Annotated in this window: 18 protein-coding genes, 1 rRNA gene and 2 riboswitches; of the genes, 18 read left to right on the top strand and 1 reads right to left on the bottom strand. The window is 44.3% G+C overall.

The features are described from left to right. The 9 genes from FQV28_RS00885 (at position 1) to FQV28_RS00850 (ending at position 9,591) form a co-directional block, all read left to right on the top strand. Positions 1–1,401, top strand: a complete 1,401-nt coding sequence (locus FQV28_RS00885; RefSeq protein ID WP_146493715.1) for an amidase — start codon at positions 1–3, stop codon at positions 1,399–1,401. A 12-nt stretch (positions 1,402–1,413) separates the two neighbouring features. Then, positions 1,414–2,178, top strand: a complete 765-nt coding sequence (locus FQV28_RS00880) for a creatininase family protein (protein WP_146493714.1) — start codon at positions 1,414–1,416, stop codon at positions 2,176–2,178. After that, positions 2,156–3,424: a polysaccharide deacetylase family protein gene (locus tag FQV28_RS00875; protein ID WP_146493713.1), complete on the top strand. Its 1,269-nt coding sequence runs from the start codon at positions 2,156–2,158 to the stop codon at positions 3,422–3,424. Before FQV28_RS00880 ends, FQV28_RS00875 begins: the two co-directional genes overlap by 23 nt. Positions 3,425–3,477: 53 nt before the next feature. Continuing rightward, positions 3,478–5,208 (top strand): M28 family peptidase, encoded by a 1,731-nt coding sequence (locus FQV28_RS00870; RefSeq protein ID WP_146493712.1) that lies wholly within the window; start codon positions 3,478–3,480, stop codon positions 5,206–5,208. Between the two features lie 89 nt (positions 5,209–5,297). Next, positions 5,298–5,720 (top strand): VOC family protein, encoded by a 423-nt coding sequence (locus FQV28_RS00865; RefSeq protein WP_146493711.1) that lies wholly within the window; start codon positions 5,298–5,300, stop codon positions 5,718–5,720. A 268-nt stretch (positions 5,721–5,988) separates the two neighbouring features. Next, positions 5,989–7,260: a S8 family peptidase gene (locus tag FQV28_RS00860; RefSeq protein WP_146493710.1), complete on the top strand. Its 1,272-nt coding sequence runs from the start codon at positions 5,989–5,991 to the stop codon at positions 7,258–7,260. 83 nt (positions 7,261–7,343) lie between these two features. Further along, on the top strand, positions 7,344–8,582 hold the full coding sequence (locus FQV28_RS00855) for a helix-turn-helix domain-containing protein (protein ID WP_255472750.1): 1,239 nt from the start codon (positions 7,344–7,346) through the stop codon (positions 8,580–8,582). Beyond that, complete coding sequence (locus FQV28_RS19080) at positions 8,579–8,749, top strand: hypothetical protein (protein WP_186763746.1); 171 nt, start codon at positions 8,579–8,581, stop codon at positions 8,747–8,749. The genes FQV28_RS00855 and FQV28_RS19080 overlap by 4 nt, the downstream gene beginning before the upstream one ends. Before the next feature lie 149 nt (positions 8,750–8,898). After that, complete coding sequence (locus FQV28_RS00850; protein WP_146493708.1) at positions 8,899–9,591, top strand: GNAT family N-acetyltransferase; 693 nt, start codon at positions 8,899–8,901, stop codon at positions 9,589–9,591. On the opposite strand, the gene FQV28_RS00845 is transcribed toward FQV28_RS00850, so the two are convergent. After that, positions 9,581–10,123 (bottom strand): GNAT family N-acetyltransferase, encoded by a 543-nt coding sequence (locus FQV28_RS00845; protein WP_370455096.1) that lies wholly within the window; start codon positions 10,121–10,123, stop codon positions 9,581–9,583. The genes FQV28_RS00850 and FQV28_RS00845 overlap by 11 nt on opposite strands. Before the next feature lie 259 nt (positions 10,124–10,382). On the opposite strand from FQV28_RS00845, the gene ilvD reads away from it, so the two are divergent. From ilvD to FQV28_RS00800, 9 genes are all read left to right on the top strand, one after another. Further along, a complete protein-coding gene (ilvD, locus tag FQV28_RS00840; RefSeq protein WP_146493707.1) occupies positions 10,383–12,065 on the top strand; it encodes a dihydroxy-acid dehydratase in 1,683 nt (560 codons plus the stop codon). A gap of 465 nt (positions 12,066–12,530) precedes the next feature. After that, complete coding sequence (locus FQV28_RS00835; RefSeq protein WP_146493706.1) at positions 12,531–14,000, top strand: nicotinate phosphoribosyltransferase; 1,470 nt, start codon at positions 12,531–12,533, stop codon at positions 13,998–14,000. A gap of 14 nt (positions 14,001–14,014) precedes the next feature. Then, positions 14,015–14,842, top strand: coding sequence for an ammonia-dependent NAD(+) synthetase (nadE, locus tag FQV28_RS00830; protein WP_146493705.1), 828 nt, complete (start codon positions 14,015–14,017; stop codon positions 14,840–14,842). A 161-nt stretch (positions 14,843–15,003) separates the two neighbouring features. Next, positions 15,004–15,954, top strand: coding sequence for an AAA family ATPase (locus FQV28_RS00825; protein WP_146493704.1), 951 nt, complete (start codon positions 15,004–15,006; stop codon positions 15,952–15,954). Further along, the gene (locus tag FQV28_RS00820; RefSeq protein ID WP_146493703.1) at positions 15,951–17,165 is read left to right on the top strand and encodes a DUF58 domain-containing protein; all 1,215 of its coding nucleotides are present in this window, start codon (positions 15,951–15,953) and stop codon (positions 17,163–17,165) included. The genes FQV28_RS00825 and FQV28_RS00820 overlap by 4 nt, the downstream gene beginning before the upstream one ends. Further along, entirely contained in the window at positions 17,162–19,348 is a 2,187-nt protein-coding gene (locus tag FQV28_RS00815) for a DUF4129 domain-containing transglutaminase family protein (RefSeq protein WP_146493702.1), read from the top strand. Before FQV28_RS00820 ends, FQV28_RS00815 begins: the two co-directional genes overlap by 4 nt. Positions 19,349–19,380: 32 nt before the next feature. Further along, a riboswitch (purine riboswitch) is annotated at positions 19,381–19,482 on the top strand. 125 nt (positions 19,483–19,607) lie between these two features. Beyond that, positions 19,608–21,146: a glutamine-hydrolyzing GMP synthase gene (gene guaA, locus FQV28_RS00810; RefSeq protein WP_146493806.1), complete on the top strand. Its 1,539-nt coding sequence runs from the start codon at positions 19,608–19,610 to the stop codon at positions 21,144–21,146. Positions 21,147–21,315: 169 nt separating this feature from the next. Beyond that, positions 21,316–21,417, top strand: a riboswitch (purine riboswitch). A 118-nt stretch (positions 21,418–21,535) separates the two neighbouring features. Beyond that, complete coding sequence (locus FQV28_RS00805) at positions 21,536–22,873, top strand: NCS2 family permease (protein WP_146493701.1); 1,338 nt, start codon at positions 21,536–21,538, stop codon at positions 22,871–22,873. Between the two features lie 731 nt (positions 22,874–23,604). Beyond that, positions 23,605–23,694: ribosomal RNA gene (locus FQV28_RS00800) — 16S ribosomal RNA — on the top strand; the annotation flags it as partial.

Here is a 23,694-nt window from a genome sequence, read left to right as displayed (position 1 = left end):
ATGGTCTCTTTGCTTGATTTATCACTTCTAGAAGTTGCAGCTTTATATAGAAAAAAAGATATTTCTCCAGTGGAAGTAGCGACAAAAACTTTTGAGCGGCTCCGTACTCTAGAGCCGCAGCTTAACGCGTTTATTACGACTATGGAAGAAACTGCATTAACACGGGCACGGCAATCGGAAAAACGCTTTATGCAAAATGAACCGCTTCATCTGCTGGAGGGTATACCGTACGCAGCCAAAGATTTGTTCTATAAAAAAGATTCTTTGACGACATGCGCATCACGGATTTTAAAAGATTTTATGCCGGGCTACACGTCGACCATACTGAGTAAGCTTTACCATAGCGGCGCCATCTTGATCGGGAAGAACAATATGCTGGAATTCGCTTATGGCGTTGTTCACCCGGATTATGGCCAAACGAACAATCCATGGGACGTTTCCAAAACATCCGGTGGTTCTTCCAGCGGATCGGTGGCAGCAGTTGCCAGCGGCGTCGGCTATTTTTCCTTAGGCAGTGACACGGGTGGTTCAATTCGGATTCCCGCTTCTTACTGTGGGGCAGTTGGTTTAAAACCGACGCGCGGGTTGGTCAGCACCTATGGTGTTTTTCCATTATCTTGGTCGCTTGACCATGCTGGCCCGATTACTCGGACTGTTAAAGACGCGGCTGCTGTTCTTAGCACAATAGCTGGTTTTGATCCGAAAGATCCGCATTCCAAAGCCGGCAGCATAAGCGCTTTTGACATGGGCAGTTTCGGGGATTCAGTTGCCCCCAAAATTGTAGGTGTGTTGCCGGATCATAAGTTGAAAACGCTGGAACCGGATGTTCAAAAAGTTTACGAAACAACCTTGAATACAGTGCGGTCGCTCGGATGGGACCTTGTCGAATTCGAAGTTCAAGATTGGGACAGGACGGAGGAAATTGTGCTGAACGTCTTGTTGCCTGAAGCTGCCCACATTCATCAAAAATGGATCCATCGAAAAGAAGACTATGCAGAAATGACCTACCGGCAAATTGAAGCCGGCATGAAGCAAAAAGCGATTGATTATTTGAACGGATTAAGGGATTTGCGCCGATACACCGATGCTGTCTCCACTTTGTTTAAAAAGGTCGATGTGGTTTTGACACCGACCGTCGCTTTTCCGGCTCCAGCGGAAGACCCTGAAATCGGCAGTGAAGAAATGGATGAAATGCAGTTTACCGGACCGTTTAATATTTCCGGACATCCGGCTGTATCATTGAACATGGGTTTTACACACGATGGTTTGCCAGTCGGCATGCAATTGATAGGTCCGCACTTTGGGGATATGGAATTATTGCAAATCGCCCACCAGTTGGAACAGACCCAAGAGAAAGTGCTGCCGTCCATTCTCTCCGGGTTGCAGGGGCAGAACGAGTAATAGAAGAGGAGAATGCGAATAATCATGGATATGATGACGATGAACTTGAACCAGTTTAAGGAATTCCAAAAAACTTCAAATACCGTACTGCTGCCGATCGGCATGATCGAAGCCCACGGTCCGCATTGTGCGCTTGGAACCGATGTGCTGATTCCCCGGGAATTTGTCCGGCGGCTGGAAGAGGTGCTGGGGGATAAAATTCTAATGGCGCCGGAAATCACATATGGCCATTCCTGGGGCCTTGCTGCCTTTGCCGGAACCATCGACGTGTCCGCAGAAGCTTTTTCCAATTATGTTTTTGACATTTGCAAAGGATTTCAGAAAAATGGTTTTACCAATATTATTTTGTTTAATGGGCACGGAGGGAATATTTCGAGTTTGGATATCGTCACGGAAAAATTGGCAGATTTGAACGTCCGGACACTGACTATCAACTGGTATTTGGATTACCGTGAAGATATTAAACAAATCACACCTGATCCCGGACATGCTGGCGAAGACGAAACAGCATTAGTGCTGGCGATCAATGAAACTTATGCTTATACAGAAGGCGTCGGCAGCCATGCCATCCCGCTTCCGAAACGGTTCCGTTTCAAAGACGGGGGGAAAACCCTGTACCCGGAAGCGTTTTCCGGCAATGCGGAAGCGGCAACTGTGGAAAAAGGCGAGCAATTATACGGCATGATGGTGAAGCTGATTGTGGAAGATATCCAAAAGCTTTGGAGGCTTGAACGAAAACAAAGGGGGCAAACAGATGGTGTTGCGTTGGACTTCTGAACCGGTCGGAGATGCAATTGTCGATATCGTATTAAGCTTGAATGAACAAGCGCAAAAGCTGCATAAACAAGAAGTGGCTACAGCAAGCTATAGCCACGTTAAACCGTCACTTTCAAGTCTGGATGAGATTGTGCGGAAAATCGACGAAGTGGAACGGGAAATTCAACATCTCGATGGGCATCCCGTCCGCTACTTGCGTTCGATGGTAAATGCTTACCGTTATTTTGGGCGAAGTCTGCAAGGAGACAAGTTGCCGTACTCGGAATACATCCTCAACATTCAGGAATTGCCATCGGCAGTGATCACAGAAGAGACGATGCGAAAGCAAAAGCAGTTGGTCGAAGAAGGATTGAGCAATCTCGGGTATAAAGGAAGCCTGAAAGAAAAAGCGGATCAGTGGCATAAAGAAACGCTGATTGCGCCGGACCAAGTTGTAACGGTTGCGGAGTCTATGAGAGAAAAAAGCAAGGAAGGCACATTAAAGCGGGTTATTTCTTTGCCTGAAGAAGATGGCATTGATTGGATCAAGCCAATTACGGGCGTTTTTTGGAGCGGATATTCGAAGTATACAGGAGATTACCGCGGCAATTTGACCTTTAACATTGACCGGCCCTGGACAGAGCCGGTGCTTGCCCAAATTATGGCCCATGAAGGATATCCGGGGCATCAGGCATTTTATTGCCGCTGGGATTACTTGTTCCAACAAGGGAAATTGCCGATAGAAGCGTCTTATTACTTGATCAACAGCCCAACAAACGCACTGTTTGAAGGGGGGCCGGAAACCGCTTTGCGTTTTCTGGGCTGGGACCGTGATGAAGAAGAAACGGAAGGGATTCCGCTTGAAAAGAAGCGGCAATACAAGCTTGCCCGGGATTATATCGATATGCAGAGAATGGCGCAAACGAATGCCTGCTTCTTGTTCAATGATGGCGATATCGACAAGGCGGAAGCGATTGAGTATATGAAAAAAGAAGGCAATTTGGGCGAAGTCGAAGCGGACAATTGCTTCCGCTTTTTCTCGGATCCCATCCAAAAAATGTACTATCCATCTTATTACTATGGACGTTGGATGGTCGGCAAAGGATATGACGCAATAGCGAAGGAAAACCGTCCCGCTTTTTTTGAGCAGCTTTACGATACGCCTCATACTACCCATACCTTTATCGATGCAATCAGTAAAATGACGGGAACCGATTTCCGGCCGTTCGACCAAGAGAAAAAAGCGAAAGAAGATTTTGTGTTGTGATAACTCGAGCGGCCTTACCGAAGGCCGCTTTTTTATCGAAAGGAGTGTTTAAGATGAAAGTTGAATTGAGCCAGGAACATCGCCAATTGATTGACGCCGTCTCGGGAGAGCGGTTGATGGAATTCACTGCGCAACTTTCAAAAGAAATTCGGTTGTCCGGGTCCTTAGAAGAGCTGCGGGCATTTGAATATGCAAAGGAAGTATTAGATAATCTGGGTTTGGAGACGACATTAAGCTTTCATGACGGCTTTATCAGTTTGCCGATAGAAGCCGATTTGCGAATAGCTGATGAAAGCATACCGTGCATTACACATTCCATGTCAGTGTCTACTGGAGAGGCGGGGCTGGACGGGGAATTGGTTTACATAAAAGAGCTGGACAGAACATTGACTGTGGCTGGAAAAATTGTCTTAACGGAGGGCATCGCGACACCAGGGGCTGTGCAGTTATTGGAAAACGGGGGAGCAGCCGGTGCAATCTTCATTAACGGAGCTTTGACGCATGAAATGACGGTATCACGTGTTTGGGGGAATCCGACACCGGAGACGAAAAAACAGTTTCCCTTCATCCCGGTTTTATCGATTGTGCAGGAAGAGGGGGAGCGGATCAAAGCTAAGCTAGAACAAAGTAATGCCTGTCCTGTCTGGCTGAAGACAATAGTCGATACCGGCTGGCGGAAAATCCCTACGCTGGCCGCCGAAATCAAAGGCGTGCAAGAACCGGAGAAGTTTGTCTTATTCAGTGGCCACATCGACTCCTGGCATTACGGGGCAATGGACAATGGCGGGGCGAATGCCACCATGCTTGAAGTAGCGCGGGTTATCCAAGAACAGCAACTTTCTTTAAAAAGAAGCTTGCGCATCGCTTTTTGGTCAGGCCATTCTCATGGACGCTATGCAGGGTCTACGTATTATTGCGACGAGAATTGGGAAGATATGCATGAAAATTGCGTGCTGCATGTTTACGCCGATTCAGTAGGCGGAAAAGGGGCGACCATTCTCGGCGAAAGCAATTGCATGGCGGAAACGAAAGATTTTGGCGGATTGTTTGTTGAAGCGTTGACGGGTGAAGAATTTACCGGCAAAAGATTTGGCCGGGGAGGCGATCAATCGTTTTGGGGGCCAGGTGTTCCAGCACTTTTCATGGGATTATCCGAACAGCCGATAAGCGACGACTTGGCATCACAAACCTTAGTGAAATTATTTGGCGGCATCAAATCCGGAGGTTTTGGCTGGTGGTGGCATACGACAGAAGATACACTGGACAAACTTGATAAAGACCATTTAAAGCGGGATTGCCAAGTTTACGCTGCTGTGCTTTACGATGCCTGCACAAGAAAAATTTTGCCGCTGGATCAGGCTGCTGGAGTCAAGGAACTTAAACATGCGTTAACAGAGTATGCAGAACTTGCCGGAGACCGATTGGATTTAACCGTGGCGCTTCAACGCATCGATCAGTTAAAAGATCTGATGGAAAAGTTCAATGAAACGATGGAGCTGCGGGACTGGACGGAATATGAAGCGAAAGAAATCAATGGCTATTTGCTCGCTTTGTCCCATAAGCTGATTCCGCTGAACTATGTGAATGGAGATGTTCATGAGCATGATTTGGCGATGAACCAGCCGCCTCTTCCACTCTTAAAAGACATAGCAGCGCTTGCGGCTGCAGTTCCGGAAAGCAGCGAAGAAAAAGAATGGCAAACCGTTTTGAAACGGCGTCTGAATAAAGTGGAATACCAGCTGCTGTTAGCCATCCGGTCCGCTGAAGAATTGGCGCGGTATTGAAGGAGGAGGTATTTAAATTAAAAGGGGATTAAGGAACTTTTCTCGAATAAAAATAGCGTACAGATAGAACAAAAAAAGAGGTGGAAAAAATGATCGTCTCAATTCATCCTTATCTTGTAACCAATGGCAACGGAAAAGAAGCGGTGGAATTTTACGAAGATGTTCTGGATGCTAAGGTAGTGAATGTCCAAACTTTTGGAGATATGCAGAAAAATTCGCAAGAACCGGCTGCCGACGACATGAAAGACCGGATTATGAATGCGCATTTGAAAATAGGCACTTCTGATTTAATGTTATCGGATACGTTCCCTGGCCAACCGTACCAACTTGGTTCACAAGTGACTCTGGCTTTGACAGTAAGCTCGGTCGACAAATCAAAAGAGGTTTTTAGCAAATTGCAAGAAGGCGGCGAAGTTGGAATGCCGCTGCAAGAAACGTTTTGGAGCCCGTCTTATGGCCAAGTAACAGACAAGTTCGGAGTAAAGTGGCAAATTACAACTGCAATCAGCTGATCAAACTAAGCCTCCGGCCACTCTTTCAATAGGAAGAGTGGCTTTTCGTTCAAGGTGAAAAAAAGGCAGTAGTAAATTAGGCATAAGTTCTATTTCCTAAATCATCCAATTGCATTGCTATAACAATAAAATTTTCCCAATTACGCAATACTTCTTTTTCTGATACCTTTTAGTTGTGGCCCCTTCAAAAAAGAAGCTGGGAAAGCAATCACGGGACGCCGTATTTTGCTTTTTTGCCAATAACAGAAATGGAAAAGGAGATTGAACGATGAGAAAATCGGGAAAATTTTTAACAACTGCCATTTTGACTGCATCACTGCTGGTACCAGGGATGGCTGCCAGCGCGAACGGAGAAGAGACTGCTTCGCAAACAAATAACAATGAAAAATTCCGCGTATTGATCGATTCCACCAACCAAAAAGAAAATAAATCATTAAAAGAGCGCTACGGAGTCAAATGGGATTTTGCAGCTGAAGGTTTTACAACTGAAATGAACGAAAGCCAGTTTAATGCCTTGCAGAAAAACAAAAACTTGACTATAGAAAAAGTGCCTGAATATACGATAGAAGAAACTTCTTCAAAGCCGGAAGCGGCTTATGGAACAATGGCTGCCTCTCAATCAACACCATGGGGAATTAAGGCAATTTATAACAACAGCACATTGACCCAAACATCTGGAGGCGCTGGTATCAACGTTGCAGTGCTTGATACTGGAGTCAATGCCGATCATCCGGATTTAGAGAATAATGTTGAGCAATGCAAAGACTTTACAACGGCTTCTAGCATCGTAAATGGTTCTTGCGTCGATCGCCAAGGCCATGGAACACATGTGGCTGGAACAGCGTTAGCCGATGGCGGAGCAAGCGGGACTGGCGTCTATGGAGTAGCGCCGTCTGCGGATTTATGGGCTTATAAAGTGCTTGGCGATGATGGATCCGGTTATTCTGACGATATCGCAACCGCCATCCGCCACGTCGCTGACCAAGCGACTGCTTTGAACACAAAAGTAGTCATCAATATGTCACTCGGTTCTTCTGCAGAAAGCAGCTTGATAACAAATGCAGTGAATTATGCTTATTCAAAAGGCGTGCTGATTATCGCGGCAGCAGGAAACTCTGGTCCTTACCAAGGATCAATCGGTTATCCTGGCGCTTTACAGAATGCTGTGGCAGTAGCCGCACTTGAAAATGTGATTCAAAACAGTACGTACCGGGTTGCTGACTTTTCATCTCGTGGCTATAGCAGAACAGACGGTGATTATGTTATCCAAAAAGGCGACGTTGAAATTTCAGCGCCTGGAGCTGCTGTGTACTCAACTTGGTATGATGGCGGTTATGCGACAATCAGCGGAACGTCTATGGCTTCACCGCACGCGGCTGGACTGGCTGCGAAAGTATGGGCATCAAATCCAACCGCGTCCAACACAGCGATCCGCAGCGAATTGCAAAGACGCGCGAAACTTTTTGACATCCGATCAGGCTATGGAGCTGCAACTGGTGACGATTATGCATCAGGTTTCGGTTTTGCTCGTGTCCAGTAAGTATAAGTTAAACAGTTCCCGCAATATGCTGGAACTGTTTTTTTATGGTATTATTTCAGCATTCAGACAAAAAGGGTGAGGCTATGAACGTCGGTTCTGTCATCAAATACTACCGATCAAAGAACGGGCTTACACAGCAGCAATTGGCAGATGGCATTTGTTCAATTTCGCATTTAAGCAAGATTGAATCGAATGCTTATATTCCTCATGAAACTACGACTCAAGCGCTATTGGCGAAAATGGGGGTACAGTGGAAAACTGAAATCGATAAGCACAGGCGGCTAGAGCGAGAATTAGGTGGGTTCATTGATTGTTCCATTCATTTTGATCTTGTAGCTATGCGTAAACAGTACGAGGAACTGGAACGAGAAAATGATTATATCCAGTCTACGGAACTTGTGAATCAATACGAGCTTTACAAATTCCGTTTTTATACATTTGATAATGACCATAATCGGGCAGAAAGCCAAAAAAATTTTCTGGAGCGCCTCAAAGGATCTTTTAGCGCTCCTGAAAAATGGCTCTATCAGTTTTTCCTTGCTATTTACCATACCATGAAGGGACAGACCGAACAGTCGCTAAAATTATTGAATGGACTGGAAGAAGGGATCCAAAGCATCCCGCAAAAATTTGAGGGAGAGTATTATTACCAGAAAGCAAGGCTGTTAATCCTCCAGGACCGTTACGAGCGTTCTGCTTATTACGCGGAGCTGGCTGTCCGGAATTACCAGTTTCACTATAACTATATTCGCCTTCTGCACGCCCAGTTGCTGCTAGCGATTAATTACACTAGAAGAAACTTGCTCGTTCAAGCTGTTGAACTTTATACAGTCCTAAAACGCAATTCCCAAATAACTGGCCAAACTGAACTGTATTACCAGACAATTTACAATTACGCAGAACTCCTCAAAGAAAAAGGAGACAACAGCCAAGCGTTAGAAGAGCTTCAAGAAATCAAAAACCAAATTCCGTCAGACTCCTACTTTTTCAAGGCGATATTAGTGAGCATATTAGAAGCCGCAACTGAAACAGGTCAAGACATTAAAGGGTTTATTCGCGAATTGAAAGAAGCGAATACTGAACAAAAAGATGAATTCTTTCAAATGTACATTGATTACTTCGAAAAGCGAAGTTTTTCCCAACCAGATCTTTTGGCCTATTATGAAGAAAAAATGTTTCCATTTTTCAGAAAAAATGGTTATATAAAGGAAGCAAGAAAAGTTTCTTCCCAACTCGCGCTTCATTATCAGAAAAAGAAGGAGTGGGAGAAAGCGCACTTCTACAGTGTTTATCAAGACCAGAATGGTGGTGAATTCACATGAAGCTGAAAAAAACAATCTGGATTGCTGTGCTTTGTACCGGCTTTATCGGAGGTTTGTCGGTTTCTTCTACGATTAATTCCGTTCAAACTGTAAATTTAGTTGCAGCAGTCAATTTGCAAGAAGCGGCGCCATTGGACAAAGGACCGCATGTTTTGCCGCCATTTTAACAGTTTAGGCACTGCCTATAAATTTCTGATAAAACCCTTTCCAACGAAAGGGTTTTTTATTTATGTATACCTATGGAATGCAAACAAGAAAACAGAACTGTATAGTTTGAAGAAAGAATTGAATTTCGTGAAATAAGGGAGTGGCTAGTGTGTACCGAAAAGAATGCTTCGTTTTTCAAAAGGATAAGCCAGTTTTGGCGATTGTAAGAAATTATATGGCAAGCGATTTTGAAGCTTTGATCAAGGTGCAGCAAGAAAGTTTTCCACCTCCATTTCCATCGGATTTGTGGTGGAAAAAAGAACAGTTGGCGAGCCATATCGAATATTATCCGGAAGGCGCATTTTGCGTAGAAGTAAACGGTGAAGTTGTTGGGTCCATGACGGGGCTGTTGATTGATTTTGACCCAAATCATCCTGAGCATACGTGGGAAGAAGTGACAGCGGACGGTTATATAAACACACATAACCCTGTCGGCAAAACCTTGTACATCGTGGATATTTGTGTCAAACCAGCTTTCCGCCAATTGGATTTGGGGAAGCTGCTCATGCAGTCGGCATATGAGCGGGTAGTCCATGACCAGCTGGAACGGGTGCTCGGGGGAGGAAGGATGCCAGGCTACCATCGGCACTCAAATCGGCTGTCGCCAAAACAATACATTCAAAAAGTATTGGACGGTGAATTGAGGGATCCTGTTGTTACGTTTTTAATGCGCTGCGGCCGGATGCCGGTCTGCTTAGTGCCGAATTACTTGGAAGATGAAGAATCCCATAACTATGCTTTATTAATGGAGTGGAGAAATCCTTTTCAGCAATCGAAGGAAGAGGGCCCAATCAACTGGTGATGGGGTCCTCTTGTTGTTTTTCTGGAATGCCGAGCTGATAAGCCAGAACGATAATGCCATCGTCTAGCGGTTCAAAATCAAGTTCTGGAAACCGCTCAAATCCGAGGTTTTCATATAATTTCATGGCGCTTTCCATGAAATTTCCTGTATGGAGCCCGATTCGCTTTTCTCCCAGTCCTCTCGACACTTCAATGCAATGGCGGACGAGCGCTTTCCCGGCTCCGCTGCCTCTAAATCTAGCGTCCACGGCGAGCATGCGGATTTCAGGATATTCCAAAACTTCAGTATCCCATTCGTATGCTGTTGCTTTTGAAGGGAACAATGCGACGCTGCCAGCTATCTGGCCATCTATTTCAGCAACGAACAAATTAACGCCTTGGCGTTTATCGCTTTCTTTCGATAACGTTCCTTTTAAAATCTCCCAATGTCCAGAAGGAATGAGATTTTTGTATTGTTCATAAGAAGCGAGCCTTTGTATTCGGATCTTTTCATATTCAGAAGAATAGGCTTTTCGGATTAACAGTTGGATCACTTCCTTTTTGAACTCATTATACAAGATTGCGCTTTTCTTTTCTTGAATTTTTAAGGAGGAAAATTTCTGGAACTCTGTAAACTTCGCCTTTTCTGTAGAGAACTTATTATAGTTTGGGTTCTTCGGATTTTGAATGGCTGTTTGAAGATAGCCGCCTTTTTAATAGCCAAATTATTTTTATATGACAGAAAAAATTTAAAATTCATTGAATTGTATAAGAACTTCTCTATAATAAGAAAAAAGAAAGGATAGATGCAGCATGAAAAAAGATTTGCGGATTAACAGTAAAGTATTCGATGGGGCAATGAAAGCACCGAACCGGGCGATGTTGCGGGCGGTAGGCGTAACGGACGAAGATTTCAAAAAGCCGATGATTGGCGTCGCTAGTACATGGAGCGAAGTAACGCCGTGCAACATACATATTGATGATTTGGCGACGAGTGCGAAAAAAGGGGCAAGAGAAGCTGGAGGAGTGCCGCTTATCTTTAATACCATTACAGTTTCAGACGGCATTTCCATGGGGACTGAAGGCATGAAGTATTCGCTTTCCAGCCGGGATGTTATTGCGGATTCCATCGAAACGGTTGTAGGAGCTGAAAGCTTGGATGGGTTAGTGGCAATCGGCGGCTGTGATAAAAATATTCCTGGGTGTTTGATCGCGATTGCAAACTCTGAAGTGCCAGCTGTTTTTGTTTACGGAGGGACGATTGCGCCTGGACGCCATAATGGACAGGATATTGACATCGTGTCAGTTTTTGAAGGCGTGGGCCAGCACAATAATGGCGACATAAACGATGAAACGCTTCGTAAAGTTGAGTGCGGCGCTTGCCCGGGTGCTGGATCTTGCGGCGGCATGTATACAGCGAATACGATGGCTTCTGCTGCAGAAGCAATGGGCATGAGTTTGCCGGGCAGTTCGTCCAATCCGGCAGTATCTCCGGAAAAGTTGGCGGACTGTGAAAAAGCAGGTGCAGCTGTGCATAATCTGCTTGAACTTGGTGTTTATCCAAAAGACATTATGACAAAAGAGGCGTTTGAAAATGCCATCACAGTAGTTATGGCCCTAGGCGGATCGACTAATGCTGTTTTGCATTTGTTAGCGATTGCGCATGCGGCAGAAGTGGATATAACGATCGACGATTTCAACCGCCTCCAAAAAACAGTTCCGCATTTGGCGGATCTAAAACCGAGCGGCAAATATGTTATGCAGGACCTTCACCGGGTCGGCGGAGTTCAGGCGGTCATGAAAATGCTGTATGAAGGTGGATATATCCATGGAGATTGCATGACAGTTACCGGAAAAACTGTTGCCGAAAATCTGCAGGAAGCACCGAGTCTTGCTGAAGGACAGCAAGTTATCATGCCATTCGATAATCCGAAACGGAAAGATGGCCCGCTAATCGTATTGAAAGGCAATCTTTCTCCAAGCGGCGCGGTCGCAAAAGTATCCGGTGTCAAAGTCAAACGCCACACAGGCCCAGCACGCGTCTTCGATAACGAACCAGATGCAACAGCAGCCGTTATGGCCAATGAAATCAACGACGGCGATGTATTGATCATTCGCTATGTTGGTCCGAAAGGCGGTCCGGGAATGCCTGAGATGCTTTCGATTTCAGCCATTCTAGTAGGCAAAGGCATGGGCGAAAGCGTCGCTTTATTGACGGATGGCCGTTTTTCTGGCGGAACACACGGTTTGGTCGTAGGGCATATTGCACCTGAAGCACAATCGGGCGGCCCGATCGCTTTGTTGAAAGAAGGCGACATGGTGACGATCGATTCGGATTTGCAGGAGATTTCCGTGGATGTTTCAGAAGCAGAGCTGGAAGAACGCCGCAAGCAATGGGTGGCTCCGCCGCTTCACCGAAAAGGCGTTCTTGGAAAATATGCGCATAACGTTTCCTGTTCATCAAAAGGGGCAGTCACTGACTATTTAAACCGTTAATTTGAAAAAAAGAATTGGAAAAGGGCTATCCTCGATGTGAGGATAGCCCTTTAATTTGTAAGGTAACATAAAATAAATTTGATTCAATTTTTCAACCCATTTTAATGGGGATCATTTCCATAGAAAGATTTATCTTTCAGTGCCGCGGTCATTGTTCCACTGGTGGCTTTCTAACTTAAGCAACGTAAACCCTACCTTCTTTTACGTCCTTGCGATCCTCAAATCGCGCCAGTGTGAATAAGTATTCTCAAAAACTTTACGTAGAATGCCAGTATATCAAAAATACCTGTTTGCTACCTTGTTGTTAACTAATTAACTATATCACACGTAAATCGGAATGTCAAAGTACAAGATCGGGTATAGCAACTATAAGCTAATTATAGAGAAGAATAGGACTTTCGTTTATTGATCGCTCTCTACTAGTGTATAATTGGCTTTATTACTGATGGTGGAAGGTGAAGGGTTATGCAGAAACATTATACGGACGATAGTTTGGTTCTACATACGGATTTATACCAAATCAACATGGCGGAAGCCTACTGGGCGGATGGCATGCATGAACGAAAAGCGGTGTTTGAATTGTTTTTCCGGAAACTGCCTTTTGGAAATGGCTACGCAATTTTCGCGGGACTTGAGCGGATGCTTGAGTATTTAAGGAATTTCCGGTTTACTGACAGCGATCTTGAATATTTGCGTGAGGAAGTTGGATACAAAGAAGACTTTATTGAATTTTTAAAGACGGTCCGGTTTACAGGAAATGTCTACTCAGTCGTCGAAGGGGAAGTGGTTTTCCAGAATGAGCCGCTCATTCGCATCGAGGCGCCTTTGGTAGAAGGCCAACTGATCGAGACGGCACTTCTTAATATCGTAAATTACCAGACGCTTATTGCAACAAAAGCCAGCCGCATCAAACAAATTGTCAAAGAAGAACGTGTAATGGAATTCGGGACAAGACGCGCCCAAGAAATGGACGCAGCGATTTGGGGAACCAGAGCCGCTTTTATCGGCGGCCTTGAGGCGACCAGCAATGTCCGGGCAGGGAAAAAATTTGGGATTCCAGTTGCCGGAACGCACGCCCACTCACTAGTCCAAGCATATAAAAATGAGTACGAAGCTTTTCATTCGTATGCGAAACGCCATAAAAACTGCGTGTTTTTAGTAGACACATACGACACGTTAAAATCCGGTTTGCCGATTGCCATTCAAGTAGCCAAAGAGTTGGGAGATAAAATCAACTTTGAAGGAATCCGCCTAGACAGCGGGGACATCGCTTTCCTTTCAAAAGAAGCGCGCAAAATGCTGGATGAAGCAGGATTCCCGGACGCTAAGATTGTAGTTTCGAATGATTTGGATGAATACACCATTTTGAACTTGAAGGCGCAAGGTGCACGCGTCGATTCATGGGGCATCGGCACAAAATTGATAACTGCTTATGACCAGCCTGCTCTTGGAGCGGTCTACAAACTGGTGTCAATTGAAAATGACCATGGTGTTATGGAAGATACAATCAAAATTTCCGGCAACGCGGAAAAAGTGACAACGCCTGGATTGAAAAAAGTTTACCGCATCATAGATAGGGAAAACGGAAAATCAGAAGGCGATTATATCACCATGCAAGAAGAAAATCCTGCTTCTGAAGAACGTTTGAAGATGTTCCATCCTGTTCATACGTATGTTTCAAAATTCGTAACGAATTTTGAAGCGGTCGATATTCATCAGCATGTGGTCAAAGATGGGGAAATCATCTATGAAAATCCGCCATTACAAGAAATGCAGGACTATGCGCGAAGCAGCTTAAACCTTCTATGGGATGAGTACAAGCGCTCCTTGAATCCAGAGGAATATCCGGTCGATTTGAGCCAGAAATGCTGGGACAACAAGATGCGCAACATACAAGAAGTCAGAGAGGCAATCCATCAATATTCAAGAGATTAGAAAGGGGAAAACAGATGCCAACGTTGCAGCAGCAAATCATTGAGGAACTGAAAGTACAACCTTCTATTAACCCGAAAGAAGAGATTGAACGGACCATTTCGTTTTTAAAAGACTATGCGAAAAAGCATCCTTTCATTAAAGGCTTTGTACTTGGAATTTCTGGTGGACAGGACTCGACGCTAATGGGCAAACTCGCCCAGCTGGCAGTCAATGAACTTAATGAGGAAGCCGGCGAGGACAAATACGGTTTTTATGCGGTTCGCCTTCCGTACGGCACGCAATTTGATGAACACGACGCACAGGATGCAATTGAGTTTATCCGGCCAACTAAAGTCTATACGGTTAATATCAAAGAGGCAGTGGATGCCAGTGACCGTGCTTTGAATGCAGCAGGTATAGAGTTGAGTGATTTTGCTAAAGGGAATGAAAAAGCCCGCGAACGGATGAAGGTTCAATTTTCAATCGCATCTTTCCATGGAGCGGTCGTGCTCGGCACGGATCATGCTGCAGAAGCGATTACTGGATTCTACACGAAATTTGGCGACGGAGCAGCAGATTTAACGCCGTTATTCCGGCTCAACAAGAGGCAAGGGCGCTCCATGCTCAAAGAACTCGGAGGTCCGGAACATTTGTATATGAAGATTCCGACTGCGGACTTAGAAGAAGACAAACCGGCCATTCCGGATGAAGTGGCTTTGGGGTTAACATATGAAATGATCGATGATTACTTAGAAGGCAAAAAAATACCAGAAGATGCCCGGGAAAAGCTGGAAGGCTATTACTTGAAAACCCAGCATAAACGCCATTTGCCGATTACGGTTTTTGATGACTTCTGGAAATGAACCGTTGAAACAGAGCAGCTTGTATAGCGCTCTGTTTTTATTTGGGAAAAAAGCGATTTAAGGGTTGCGAAAGTTGAGTTCTGTCCCGGAATTCGTTATGCTAGATGATAATAATGTGACAATTTTCAAACAGCTATAGTTACTCATTGGGGGAATCTAGGATGAAGGCACAAGAACGATTAGAACAAGTGATTGATAATATAGAAAAGGTGATTATCGGCAAGCGGAATATTGCTGAATTGAGCATTGTTGCTATGTTATCACACGGCCACGTCTTGCTTGAAGATGTTCCGGGAGTCGGGAAAACAATGCTGGTCAGAGCATTGGCGAAGTCGGTGGGCGCTGATTTTAAGCGCATTCAATTCACGCCAGACCTTCTGCCTTCTGATGTTATTGGTGTTTCTATCTATAATCCGAAAGATATGGAATTTCACTTTCGCCCCGGCCCAATCATGGGAAATATCGTCTTAGCGGATGAAATCAACCGAACCTCGCCGAAAACACAATCTTCGTTGCTTGAAGCGATGGAGGAGGCTTCTGTGACAATCGACGGTGTAACGATGCAAATCCCAAAACCATTTTTCGTTATGGCAACCCAGAACCCAGTTGAATACGAGGGAACTTATCCTTTGCCTGAAGCGCAGCTCGACCGTTTTCTGTTAAAAATAAAAATGGGCTATCCTTCTTCGAAAGAAGAAATGGAAGTTTTGAGCCGCTCGCAAATTTCCGCCCCAATTGAAGATTTGCAGTCTGTCATTACGCTTGAAGAGCTGATCAGACTTCAAGAAGAAGTGAAACTGGTGAAAGTAGACGAAACCATCCGGAGTTACATCGTAGAACTGGCTCGGCATACTCGTACAGAACCTTATGTATATTTAGGAGTCAGCCCGCGCGGTTCGATCGCTTTGATGAAAGCATCCCAAGCCTATGCAATGTTAAAAGGGCGCGATTACGTGACGCCGGATGATGTACAGCATTTGGCGAAATTTGTTTTTGGCCATCGCATTATGCTGCGCTCTGAAGCCCGGTATGACGGGGTGACTGCAGAAGAAATCACAGACCGCATTTTAGCCAAGACCCGTGTACCGGTCCAAAGGTATGTAGGCCAATGAGTCAGATCCAAAACTTTCTTAATTTATGGGGAAGGCTGGTCTTTGTACTAGTCATCCTTATACTTACTTTTTCATTTGCCATGTTCCAAGGCGGCTTTGTCAGCTGGTTCATCTTTTACATGGCGCTTCCTTTTGCACTTTACTCTCTGCTATTGACGTTTTACCCACTGCAAGATATTCAAGTGACCCGTAAAATCCACACCGCCCAAATACGAAAAGGCGGCAATTTTTCGGCTACGATTGACATTCGACGTTCTTTTCCTTTTCCTTTGCTGTATACCGTTCTCAATGAAAAGACACACTCAACCGCTTTGAAAGAACTCATAGAAGATGAGCGGAAAAACATGTTGGTGCCAGGATTCCGAAAAACTTATTCATGGACTTATGAAATTGAGAATATGCCCCGTGGCGAACATGTTCTAGAAGGCATCCAAATTGAAATTGGGGATTTTTTTGGCTGGGTAAAAAAAACGAAGCTGTTGCCATTAAAGCAAGTTGTCCTTGTTTATCCAAATACTGTTGAGTTAGCCTATCGTCCGATGGAATCCAGGTATGACCAAGGGGCGATGGCAGCTCCTTTTACATTAGTTAAAGATACGACTACAGCCGCCGGTATACGGGATTATCATCCGGGCGACCGGGTATCATGGATTCATTGGAAGTCGTTTGCCCGTACGCAAACCATGCGGACGAAAGAATTCGAAGACCGGCAGTCACAGGACTTATTTTTGCTTGATGACCGTTTGTCATCTGATCGATTCGAAACCCAAATCGAATTAGTTGCGTCGATCCTCCAAACAATTGTCCGTTCCCATTCAAATGTTGCTTATTTATCGATCGGCAAAACCCACGATTATTTTCCTGTCATCCAAACAGAAGAACATCTGCAGCGTGCCATGTACCATTTAACTAAAGTGCAGGCCGATTTGGAAAAACCGGTCGAAGAAGTGGCTACCCAGGATCTGCTTCAAGTAAAAGCTTCAAGTTTGCTCTATGTTACGAGCCATCTGACAATGGATATGATTTCCAGTATTCAGCGGAATGTCAAACATCTGAATACGTGCATGTGCCTGGTTGTAACGAACAAAGGTGAAAAAATTTCCTCTGAAGACGAAGCTGCTCATCAGTTTGCTCGCTCCAGAGGATTTATCGTCAAAAGAATCGGCCCAGAGAATTTTGCAACGGTGTTTACGGAGGTGAGCCGAAATTGAATAGCATTCGAAAAAACAAAGTATTTATGGCAGTTTTGTATGTGCTGGTTTTTTTATTGCTGGCCGAATGGCTAACACCAGTGATGTCTTTGACGGCTACTGCCCATAAATCACTTTTTCTTATATTTATAGGATTGGGGCTAGTGATGGCATTGGCAAGAGTCCCGTGGTGGATTTCTGGCCCTGTTAAAATAGTCTACATTTTATGGTTTATTGTATATGTTTATACAGGACAAGCTTTCTTTTCAAACAGCTCGATTGTTTTTCTGTGGTCCGATTTCACAGCGAATTTTATAGCGTTGACTTCCCAAAATTGGGCGGAAACGACTGACATTTTTAGAACCGTCCTGTTTTTTGCTTTGCTATGGATGGCTGTTTATTTGATCCACTACTGGGTAAGTTTCCGTCTGAGCATTTTTCTGTTTTATTTGCTGACTGTGGTTTTTATCGCGGTATTGGATACGTTCAGCCCTTATACGGGAGACACTGCCATTATCCGTATTATGGTCATCGGCTTGATGCTTGCGGGTCTTTTGCACTTGGCGCGATGGATAGAAACCCATCGCATTCCTGTCAGAATTGATAAAATTGCGGTATATATTATTCCGTTATTGTTCATGGTGGCTGCGTCTACTGCCGTTGCGTTGTACTTGCCAAAAGCCGGTCCAATATGGCCAGATCCTGTCCCTTATATCACTTCCTTTTCGGGAGAAGCAGGCACAGGTCCAGGAACAATCGGCAGAATCGGCTATGGCGTCGACGATTCGCAGCTGGGTGGCTCATTTATCGGAGACGATACCCCTGTATTCCGGGCGGAAGTGGAGGATGGCCAGTACTGGAAAGTAGAGTCGAAAGATTTTTATACAACTAAAGGCTGGCGCGTAACGAGAAATGCCGGCGATAAATTTGTCTACGGCAATGAAGAGCAAGTCGATACTGATTTTACGCCGGGAGATCCGGAACAAGAAACAACTGCTTTATTGTCAATGGAACAAGAATTTCCGTTTGTCTTGTATCCATACGGCACCAAGTCTTTTTTGATGAATGAGACGCCGGATTATGAGTATGATACTGCTGACCAGCGGTTTGATACATTTTTTGAAGGTGAGGTTTTTGAACCTGAACTCTATGAAGTGGAATTTTCGGAGCCATCGTTCAGTTTGACGGCTTTGCAAGAAACTTCAGTTGAAGATTTGGAAGAACTGCCCGCGGAGTTTGACCGTTTTGTCCAGTTGCCTGAAGAATTGCCTCAACGTGTAAGAGATTTAGCGGTAGAAATAACCGAAAGCTCCGATAGTGTTTATGATAAAACGCGGGCAATCGAACGGTACTTTAGCAATAATAACTTCGAATACAGTCAGCAGGACATTCCCGTTCCTGAAGAAGGGCAGGATTACGTAGACCAATTTTTATTTGAAACGAAACGCGGTTATTGTGATAACTTCTCAACTTCGATGGTTGTGCTGCTGCGGTCGCTCGATATTCCGGCGCGCTGGGTAAAAGGTTTTAACGAAGGGGAACTGATCAACTCGTCTGATGGCCGAGATATTTACGAAATTACCAACAACAATGCGCATTCATGGGTAGAGGCCTATATGCCAGGTGTCGGCTGGATGCTTTTCGAACCGACCATTGGTTTTACAGGTTCATCAGATGTCGACTTTGATTTAGAGACGGGAGAAACCACTCTGGAAGATGTGGAAATGCCAGACCGCCCGGATCCGCTTCAGCCTGAAGAACCGGAAGTGGATGCAGCAGGAACGGGAATTACGGGGCCGACATTCCGTGAGCGATTGAACCAGTTCTTCACTGAAAATAAAGCGAAAATTGTATGGGGACTCATTGGTTTGGCTTTACTGGCAGCGATCTTGTTTAAAATGCGCAGCAAATGGCTGCCGAAAGTGCTGATTCCGTACTATCGCACACGCAGCGGAAGTGCCCAGACATTTGAAAAGGCTTATTTGAGACTTTTAAAACAGCTCGATCTGTACGGCATTAAGCGGCGCGATGGACAGACTTTGCGTTCTTATGCAGCATACATCGACTCGTTTTTTGGAACACATGAAATGTCTCGATTGACCGCCGCTTATGAACAGTCGGTTTATGGCGGGAATAGCGATTCTGTCAATTGGAACGAACTGAAGGAAAGTTGGGAAAATTTAATCAATCGCACAAGCGGTTGATTTTGAGCGGACTAGCTTGTACAATTGAGAAAATTATAAATTACAAGTGCCCTCGTATATGTCCGATAATATGGTTCGGATGTCTCTACCAAGTCCCCGGAAATGACTTGACTATGAAGGTGGATGCCGCATGCCTTTTTGGTATGCGCATTCACTTTTTTAATGTAGAGCAAAAGAACGCGAGAACTATTTTCGCGTTCTTTTGTTATTTTGGGAACTTAGTTGAATAGAAGAGGTGAAAGTTGTGCCAGTTAGTCCAATGTTGAAAGAGCAAAAGAAAATCGTCGTGCTGGATTTCGGCAGTCAGTACAACCAGTTGATTACACGCCGCATTCGTGAAATTGGTGTTTACAGCGAATTGCATCCGCATACCGTAACAGCTGAAGAAATCAAAGAAATGAACGCGACAGGTATTATTTTCTCGGGTGGTCCGAATTCTGTATACGACAAAAATGCCTTTTCGGTAGATGACGCGATTTTTGAAATGGGCCTTCCTATTTTAGGGATCTGCTACGGCATGCAATTGATGGCGCTGCACCTTGACGGCAAAGTTGAAAAAGCGCAAAACCGTGAGTACGGCAAAGCGGAACTCAAACTGACAAAAGAAACTAAGCTCTTTAAAGGCTTGCCAGAAGAGCAAATCGTATGGATGAGCCATGGAGACTTAGTGACTGCAGCTCCTCCAGGATTTGATGTAATTGGTACGAGTGCTGGCTGCCCGATTGCGTCAATGGCAAATGAAAGCCGTGGGTTTTATGGCGTTCAATTCCACCCGGAAGTGCGCCACTCGATTTACGGCAACGAATTGCTGCGCCAATTTGTTTTCGACGTTTGCGGCATGAGCGCAGATTGGTCAATGGAAAACTACATTGAACTTGAAATTGAAAAAATTCGCGAAGAAGTCGGCGACAAAAAAGTTCTTTGTGCACTAAGCGGCGGTGTGGATTCTTCAGTGGTAGCTGTATTGATCCATAAAGCGATTGGTGATCAGCTGACGTGCATGTTCGTCGATCATGGACTTTTGCGAAAAGGTGAAGCGGAAAGCGTCATGAAAACTTTTGCTGACGGCTTCCACATGAACGTCATCAAAATTGACGCTCGCGAACGCTTCATGAAAAAGCTGGAAGGCGTATCCGATCCTGAAACAAAACGCAAAATCATCGGCAACGAATTTATTTACGTATTCGATGACGAAGCGTCTAAACTTGAAGGCATGGACTTCCTGGCACAGGGAACTCTATATACCGATATTATTGAAAGCGGCACAACAACTGCACAGACAATCAAATCCCACCACAACGTGGGAGGCTTGCCGGAAGATATGCAGTTTAAGCTTATTGAACCTTTGAACACATTGTTCAAAGACGAAGTCCGCGCTCTTGGAACTGAGCTTGGCATGCCGGATGAAATTGTTTGGCGCCAGCCATTCCCGGGACCTGGTCTTGGCATCCGAATCATGGGGGCCATTACTGAAGAGAAATTGAACATTGTCCGCGAATCGGATTGGATTTTGCGTGATGAAATTAAAAAAGCGGGGCTTGACCGCGACATCTGGCAGTACTTTACGGTGCTTCCGGACATCCGCAGCGTTGGCGTGATGGGAGATGCCCGTACGTATGATTACGCAATCGGCATCCGTGCAGTAACTTCTATTGATGGCATGACTTCAGATTGGGCACGTATCCCTTGGGATGTATTAGAAAAAATCAGTGTCCGTCTTGTTAACGAAGTTGAACACATCAACCGTGTTCTTTACGACATCACGAGCAAGCCGCCAGCTACAATTGAGTGGGAATAAAATAAAGCAACAAAATTCCTTCCAGATGTGTGTGCATCTCGGAGGGAATTTTTTATATAGGTAGGTAACTCTGCCGTAAAATATTGAAAATTCACGAACTTTGCTACGAAATATTTTTTAATCGTTCGGATTTTATATTGTTTTAAGGTGGGAAAGATGTTATTCTACAAAAGAAATTAAATAACGTTGTCGTATAACGTCGGGAATATGGCCCGAAAGTCTCTACCGAGTTACCGTAAATAACTCGACTACGATTTTCATCCGTTCTTTCAAAAGAACTGGATACCTTTCAAAGTGTGAATCATGAGAGGCTAAATCGAACGCATACGGCAAACCGCTGTATGCTTTTTTTATTTTGGCAAGTGTGCGACAACACACGGAGGAAGAACATGAAGAAGTATTTTTTATTTGATGAACTGGGAACAAATTATCGTCGCGAAATTATTGGCGGACTAACAACGTTCTTGGCAATGGCGTATATTTTAGTGGTCAACCCACTGACATTGACGCTGGATTCAGTACCCGATCTTGATGCGTCATTGAGAATGGATTATGGCGCTGTATTTATGGCTACTGCTTTAGCTGCTGCAATAGGCTGCTTGATTATGGGGATTTTAGCGAAATATCCGATTGCGCTGGCTCCTGGAATGGGATTGAATGCATTTTTTGCGTATACAGTTATTTTGACGTACGGCATTCCTTGGCAAACAGCATTAACTGGCGTTTTATTTTCCGGACTTATATTTATTGTTCTTTCGTTATCAGGAATACGTGAAACAATCATCAACGCCATCCCGGCCGATTTAAAACTAGCTGTTGGAGCAGGTATCGGGCTATATATTACGTTTATCGGTTTTCAGAATGCAGGCATTATCGTTGCTGATCCTGCGACTATGGTTGGTTTAGGGAACTTATCAGACAGTTCTACATTACTGGCGATTTTCGGGCTAGTTGTAACAGTTATTTTCATGGTCCGCCGAATCAAAGGGGGAATCTTCTTTGGAATGATTCTTGCTGCTATTGTCGGAATGATTTTTGGTATTGTAAACTTACCGAGTTCGGTAATCGACTTCAATGTTCCGAGCATGGCTCCGACTTTTGGGGTGGCCTTGGATCCAATTCTGCATGATCCAAGTTCATTAGTGACTATTGAGTTTCTTGTAATTGTCTTGACGTTCTTGTTCGTGGATTTCTTTGATACTGCCGGAACTTTGGTGGCAGTAGCAAGCCAAGCCCGCTTAATGAAAGACGATAAATTGCCGAGAGCCGGCAAAGCGTTATTGGCAGATGCGGTTGCTACTGTAAGCGGAGCAATTTTTGGAACATCAACCACTACTTCTTACATTGAGTCGACAGCCGGCGTGGCAGCTGGAGCTCGTTCAGGTTTTGCTGCTGTTGTTACTGGCGTTCTATTCTTAATTTCTATTTTGTTCTATCCGCTATTAGAAGTAGTCACTAGTGCAGTGACTGCTCCAGCCTTGATCATTGTCGGTGTTCTTATGGTTTCCGCTATAGGAAGAATTGATTGGACGAAATTTGAAATTGCTGTTCCAGCTTTCTTAACAATGATTGCTATGCCGCTTGGTTATAGCATTGCAACTGGGATTGCTATCGGTTTTATCTTTTATCCGATTACAATGATAGCGGCAGGGAAAGGGAAGCAAGTCCATCCAATCATGTACGGCTTGTTCATTATTTTTATTTTGTATTTCATCTTCTTAGTGTAATTATTCAACCCGCCATTTTTGGCGGGTTTTTTATATGCAAAGAAATATCTATATATATAGAAGGAAAATTGAAAAGCAAAATGAGCATCCTTACTTTATAGGGATGCTAAATACAATCAGTTTCGATTACAACTTAAAATATTTGAAGTCCGATTGATTTAATCTGGTTCAATTCCATTTCTCAAGATTTTCTATGAAAAGGAGTTTCTCCTTTTCAAATTTGTAATACTTTTGTTATTTTTTTATCAGAATTTTCTGCTATAATTAAGTTCGTAATCTATTTAATAATTTTATGTTCTTTAATTTATTTTTTAATAAATTATTGACATAAACTCGTGATGCTGGTATATTAGGAAGTGTCCCCATAAGAATATGGGTTTAATTTAGAGATTTAGTTTGACTTTGCTTGATGAGTGAGATATACTAATTAAGCTGTCGGGGAATGAAAAAACACTCGAAAGAATTTATTAAATTAAATTATAGTTGACACCGAATAGCGCAAGTGATATATTATTATAGCTGTCGGTAAAGATGGCAGAAAACATGAACCTTGAAAACTGAACAGCAAAACGTCAACAATAGTTTATTGGCGCGTTCCGAACGCGGCAATAAAATTTCTGCGATGGTTGCCTTTGGGCAATCGGAGCACAACTTACTGATCAGGTTTACCAGATCAAGCGATTCGCGCGTCCTGCGGGACGGCGAGCGCCAGCATGAGCAATCAAGCTTCTATAATGGAGAGTTTGATCCTGGCTCAGGACGAACGCTGGCGGCGTGCCTAATACATGCAAGTCGAGCGGAACCGGAAGAGCTTGCTCTTT

This window comes from Planomicrobium sp. CPCC 101079 (assembly GCF_007859275.1).
Taxonomy (GTDB): Bacteria; Bacillota; Bacilli; order Bacillales_A; family Planococcaceae; genus Planococcus.
Note: the sequence above shows the minus strand (reverse complement) of the source record. Positions and strands in the feature narration are given on the sequence as shown.

Bases quoted from the DNA above. Each gene is read 5' to 3' on its own strand.
- FQV28_RS00805 (WP_146493701.1), top strand. From the start codon at position 21,536: ATGAAGAAGTATTTTTTATTTGATGAACTGGGAACAAATTATCGTCGC.
- FQV28_RS00860 (WP_146493710.1), top strand. From the start codon at position 5,989: ATGAGAAAATCGGGAAAATTTTTAACAACTGCCATTTTGACTGCATCA.
- FQV28_RS00865 (WP_146493711.1), top strand. From the start codon at position 5,298: ATGATCGTCTCAATTCATCCTTATCTTGTAACCAATGGCAACGGAAAA.
- FQV28_RS00875 (WP_146493713.1), top strand. From the start codon at position 2,156: ATGGTGTTGCGTTGGACTTCTGAACCGGTCGGAGATGCAATTGTCGAT.
- FQV28_RS00870 (WP_146493712.1), top strand. From the start codon at position 3,478: ATGAAAGTTGAATTGAGCCAGGAACATCGCCAATTGATTGACGCCGTC.
- FQV28_RS00835 (WP_146493706.1), top strand. From the start codon at position 12,531: ATGCAGAAACATTATACGGACGATAGTTTGGTTCTACATACGGATTTA.
- FQV28_RS00885 (WP_146493715.1), top strand. From the start codon at position 1: ATGGTCTCTTTGCTTGATTTATCACTTCTAGAAGTTGCAGCTTTATAT.
- guaA (WP_146493806.1), top strand. From the start codon at position 19,608: ATGTTGAAAGAGCAAAAGAAAATCGTCGTGCTGGATTTCGGCAGTCAG.
- FQV28_RS00880 (WP_146493714.1), top strand. From the start codon at position 1,414: ATGCGAATAATCATGGATATGATGACGATGAACTTGAACCAGTTTAAG.
- ilvD (WP_146493707.1), top strand. From the start codon at position 10,383: ATGAAAAAAGATTTGCGGATTAACAGTAAAGTATTCGATGGGGCAATG.
- FQV28_RS00820 (WP_146493703.1), top strand. From the start codon at position 15,951: ATGAGTCAGATCCAAAACTTTCTTAATTTATGGGGAAGGCTGGTCTTT.
- nadE (WP_146493705.1), top strand. From the start codon at position 14,015: ATGCCAACGTTGCAGCAGCAAATCATTGAGGAACTGAAAGTACAACCT.
- FQV28_RS00855 (WP_255472750.1), top strand. From the start codon at position 7,344: ATGAACGTCGGTTCTGTCATCAAATACTACCGATCAAAGAACGGGCTT.
- FQV28_RS19080 (WP_186763746.1), top strand. From the start codon at position 8,579: ATGAAGCTGAAAAAAACAATCTGGATTGCTGTGCTTTGTACCGGCTTT.
- FQV28_RS00825 (WP_146493704.1), top strand. From the start codon at position 15,004: ATGAAGGCACAAGAACGATTAGAACAAGTGATTGATAATATAGAAAAG.